At 66.8% G+C, this 223-nt stretch carries 1 protein-coding gene; it reads left to right on the forward strand.

Annotated elements, in window-relative coordinates:
- A partial coding sequence (locus MOV75_RS43030) for a biotin/lipoyl-binding protein (protein WP_369010513.1) occupies nt 1-223 on the forward strand: 223 nt, incomplete at both ends.

Below are 223 nucleotides of genomic sequence, written 5' to 3' on the forward strand. Positions count from 1 at the left end.
TGAAGCCTCGGCGGTCAGCGACCCCCGGCAGGAGCCCCCGATGGTCCGTCTGGTCACGGCCTCGCGGGTCAGCGGATCCGAGCGCGGTTTCACCGGGACCATCGGCGCGCGGGTGGAAAGCAATCTCGGTTTCCGCGTCGCCGGCAAGATCGTCGAGCGACTGGTGAACGTCGGTGAGCAGGTCAAATCCGGTCAGCCGCTGATGCGGATTGACGAAACCGAC

The sequence above is a fragment of the Bradyrhizobium sp. PRIMUS42 genome, assembly GCF_023006515.1.
Taxonomy (GTDB): Bacteria; Pseudomonadota; Alphaproteobacteria; order Rhizobiales; family Xanthobacteraceae; genus Bradyrhizobium.